We start from the raw sequence: 640 nt of genomic DNA, 5'->3' as shown, positions 1-640 counted from the left end.
CCCAAACCATTCAGATCAAACTCGCTTTGCCTGAATCCTACAAACTTGAAGCCGGCTTATCAGGGCAGGTGGACTTCATTATCTCTTATGAAAAACAGATTCTTGTTGATTCTTCATCAATCATTAAGCGGGCGGGGGTGTTTGGTGTATACCGAATCAATGAAGGTAAAGCAGTGTTTACGCCGGTCAATTTTGAGCGGAAGTGGCAACGTTATTTGGTGGTTCTCTCAGGCCTCGAGCCATCGGATATCGTTATCACTAACCCGCCATCTTCCTTAAGAGATGGGAGTCCAGTGGTCTTTAAACCTAGCGATGCCTCAGTAAATAGTGCAGAGACCAAGTAATGGATAAGAGCCAAAATTCGGGCGGCAAAGCAGCTTCTAACAGCAGCTTTAATATTGCCCATACGCTAGCCAAAACCTTTGTTGAATCAAAGCTTGTATTGGCCATTATTCCTGCCGTTATCTTGTTCGGTTTAATGGGGCTGTTTGAAATTCCCCGTGAAGAGAATCCTCAGATAGTGATTCCCGCTGCCGAAGTCACCATTCCCATACCAGGTATGTCACCTTTGGAAGTAGAACACTTGCTGCTAACGCCGCTCGAAAATCATCTCAATACGATGCAGGGGGTAAAGCACACT

At 45.6% G+C, this 640-nt stretch carries 2 protein-coding genes; both read left to right on the top strand.

Annotated features, from left to right (window positions below):
* Positions 1-344 (top strand): efflux RND transporter periplasmic adaptor subunit (locus tag A3756_RS27020; protein ID WP_197481100.1); only part of this gene is annotated, 344 nt, incomplete at its 5' end.
* Positions 344-640, top strand: a 297-nt coding sequence (locus A3756_RS01685; protein WP_156490185.1) for an efflux RND transporter permease subunit, incomplete at its 3' end; no start/stop codon positions are given. The genes A3756_RS27020 and A3756_RS01685, both read left to right, overlap by 1 nt.

The sequence above is a fragment of the Oleiphilus sp. HI0086 genome (assembly GCF_001635225.1).
The sequence above is the reverse complement of the archived record's forward strand: the minus strand, read 5'-3'. Positions and strand labels throughout refer to the sequence as shown.